The organism is bacterium (genome assembly GCA_021372775.1).
Classification (GTDB): Bacteria; Acidobacteriota; Polarisedimenticolia; order J045; family J045; genus JAJFTU01.
In genome coordinates this window covers 1-3,268 of sequence record JAJFTU010000065.1, presented here as the reverse complement: position 1 = coordinate 3,268, position 3,268 = coordinate 1, and the positions used below count along the sequence as shown (strand labels likewise).

2 protein-coding genes are annotated in these 3,268 nt (G+C 76.3%); both read right to left on the bottom strand.

From position 1 onward, the window contains the following. Positions 1–1,374: tetratricopeptide repeat protein (locus tag LLG88_02620; GenBank protein ID MCE5245801.1), on the bottom strand; the 1,374-nt coding region annotated here is incomplete at its 3' end. An 18-nt stretch (positions 1,375–1,392) separates the two neighbouring features. After that, positions 1,393–3,252, bottom strand: a complete 1,860-nt coding sequence (locus LLG88_02615; protein ID MCE5245800.1) for an Nramp family divalent metal transporter — start codon at positions 3,250–3,252, stop codon at positions 1,393–1,395. Positions 3,253–3,268: the final 16 nt, after the last annotated feature.

The window sequence follows — 3,268 nt, the reverse complement described above, 5'->3', positions numbered from 1 at the left end:
CAGCGCGGCGGCGACGCCGCGGAAGCGGGACGCGGCGGCGGCGAGGGCCGGCGCGATGTCGCCGCGCGCGGCGTCCAGGACGCAGACGGCGGCGACGCGCTCGGCGCGGCGCGCGGCGCGCCGCGCGGCGACGCGGTCCTCGTCGAGGTACGCGCCCCAACGGCTCCGCAGCAGGCGTTGGTTCGCCGCCATCTCCGCCGAGAGATCGCGCTCGCCGCGGACCGCGGCGATCGTGCGGCCGCCGAAGTGGAGCGCCCACTGCAGCGGGAGGGCGCGCGGCCGTCGGCCGTCGCGGCGAAGCCGGAGCGAGAGGTCGGCGTCCTCGCCGTAGGCGAAGCGGATCGCCGGATCGAACAGCCCGCGCGGATCGATCTCCGCGCGGCGCAGCGCGAGGCTCCAGCCGGAGACGTAGTCGATTTCGTCGCCGTACGCCTCGATCGCGCCGCAGCCGTTCCGGTCGAGCAGCGCCCCTTGGTAGCCGGCGACGCCGACGCCGGGGTCGTCGCGCAGGAGGTCGATCAAGGCGACGTCCCAGCCGCGGGCGACGGTGCAGTCGGAATTGAGCAGGACCACGTACGGCGCCGAGCCGAGGCGGGCGAGCTCGTTGTTCGGCTCGACGAAGCCGACGTTCTCCTCGCTGCGGCGCAGGACGATCCGCCCCGCGGCGGCGTGGTCGCGCAGCAGGTCGCGCGTCGGCGCCGCGGAGGCGTTGTCCCAGACGAAGACCGTCGCGTTCCGCGTCGCGCGCTCGACCGACTCGAGGCAGTCGGCGACGAACTCCGGCTGGTCGTGGACGACGATCAGGACGTCCTTCGCCGGAGCGTCGTGGTCGGCGTCGTCGAACGGGTTCGTCGGGCCGTCCTCGGCGAGGCCGGCGAGCCGCCGGCGGCGGCGAAGAACGTCGTCGAGCGCGGCGGGGTCGTCGTCCCGCGCGGCGAGGCGGCGGCGCAGGTCGTCGCGCTCCGGCGCCGCGGCGGCGGCCGCGGCCATCAGCGCGAGCCCTTCCGCGCGCCGTCCCCGTTCGAGCGTCGTTTCGCCCAGCTCGAACCGCGCGTCGACGTCGTCGGGCCGGCGCGCGACGATCGCCGCCAGGCGGCGCTCGGCCGCGGCGAGGCGGCAGGCGCGGCGCTCCCAGGCGGCGAGCTCGAAGGCGAATCCGTCGTCGTCCGGCGCGAGGCGGACCGCCGTCTCGAGCGGCGCGAGCGCCTCGGCGTCCCGCCCTTGCTGCACGAGCAGCGCGCCGAGCAGGTACTGCGCCTGCGCGTTCGCCGGCGCGGCGGCGAGCGCGGCGCGGTAGAGCGGCTCGGCCTCGGCGAAGCGTCCTTGCTGATGGAGCGTCAGCGCCCGTTCGAGCGTCGTCCGTGCGTCGTCCACCGATCGTCCTCCGGCTGGTCAGTGCAGCGGCACGACGAGGACGCTCGCCTTGACGCGGTGGCGGAGCGTCTCGGCCGTCGTGCCGTGGATCGCGTCGGCGAGGCCGCGGTGGCCGTGCCCGCCGAGGATCACCAACTCGACCCCCGCCTCGTCGCAGATCCGCGCCAGCTCGCGCGCCGGATCGCCCGCGCCGAGCGCCGTGTCGACCTCGAAGCCGAGAGGGCGCAGCGCCTCGGCGAACTCGGCGAGGCGCCGCTCGTCGGCGCCGGTCTCGACGTCCTCGGCGTCGCGGCCGAAGGCCCGCGCCGGCGCGCTCTCCACCACGTGGCAGAGCAGCAGCCGCGGCCGCGCGGCGCCCAGCACGCGCAGGGCGCCGGAGAGCAGCGTCTCCTCGCGCCCGGAGAAGTCGAGCGCGATCGCCGCGCGGGCGATCGGCGGCGGCGGCTCGAGCGCCGGGCGGGCGGGGGCGGCGGCGGCGTGCACGCCGGCCGGCGCCCGCGCGGGAATCGGTTCGCGGCGGCGCTTGGCGATCATCGGCCACAGCGTAACCCAGACCAGAAGCGCGGCGAGCGCGGCGCCCAGCGGAAGCGCGACGAAGCGCACCGCCGTCGCCGCGGCGCCGCCGGCGGCGAGCCAGGCGCGGAACGCGTCGCCGACGAGCCAGACGTTGAGCGCGACGACGGCGAAGGTCGCGCCCCACGCCGCGGTCTTGAGGCCGCCGCGGACGGCGTGCGGCCCCATCGTGCGGCGGTCGCAGACGAACTGGACCAGCGGGACCGCGGCGAACGGCAGCTGCAGCGAGAGGATCACTTGGCTCAGCACGAGCAGCCCTCCCGCCGACCCCTCGCCGAAGTGGACCACGCAGAAGAGGGCGGGGACGACGGCGACGCCGCGGGTCAGCGCGCGGCGCAGCCAGGGGCGCATCCGCAGGTCGAGGTATCCCTCCATCACGACCTGCCCGGCCAGCGTCCCCGTGACGGTCGAGCTCTGCCCGGCGGCGAGGAGCGCCAGCGCGAAGAGGAGCGGCGCGATCGCCGCGCCGACCAGCGGCTCGAGCAGTCGGTGGGCGTCCTGCAGCTCGGCGACGTCGTGACGGCCGGCGCGGAAGAAGACGGCGCCGGCGACGACGAGGATCGCCGCGTTGACGAAGAAGGCGAGGTTGAGCGAGACGACGGAGTCGATCGCGTTGAGGCGGATCGCGCGGCGCGTCTCGTCCGCCCCGCCGGCGAAGCGCCGCGTCTGCACCAGCGCCGAGTGGAGGTACAGGTTGTGCGGCATCACCGTGGCCCCGAAGATCCCGACGGCGAGGTAGAGCGCGCCGGCGTCGGGGAGGGCGGGGAGGAAGCCGGCGCCGATCGCGCCCCAGTCGGGGCGGGCGAGGACGATCTCGACGGCGAAGGCGCAGGCGATCGAGCCGACGAGCGAGAGGACGACCGCCTCGAGCTTGCGCACGCCGAAGCGCATCAGCGCGAGGAGCAGCAGCACGTCGAGCGCGGTGGCGAGGACCCCCAGCGCCAGCGGCAGGCCGAAGAGCAGCTCGAGCGCGATCGCCGAGCCGAGCACTTCCGCGAGGTCGCAGGCGACGATCGCCGACTCGGCGAGCGCGTAGAGGGCGACGTTGACCGGCGCGGGATAGGTCCGGCGCGAGGCTTGGGCGAGGTCGAGGCGGCGGACGATCCCCAGCCGCGCGGCGAGGCTCTGGAGGACGATCGCCACGAGGTTGGCCGCGAGCAGGACCCAGAGGAGGCGGTACTCGTAGCGGCTGCCGGCGGCGAGGTCGGTCGCCCAGTTGCCCGGGTCCATGTAGCCGACGGCGACCATCAGCGCCGGGCCGGCGACGGCCAGCCAGCGCCGCCAGCCGGGGCCGCCGGCCGGCACGAAGACCGACCCGTGC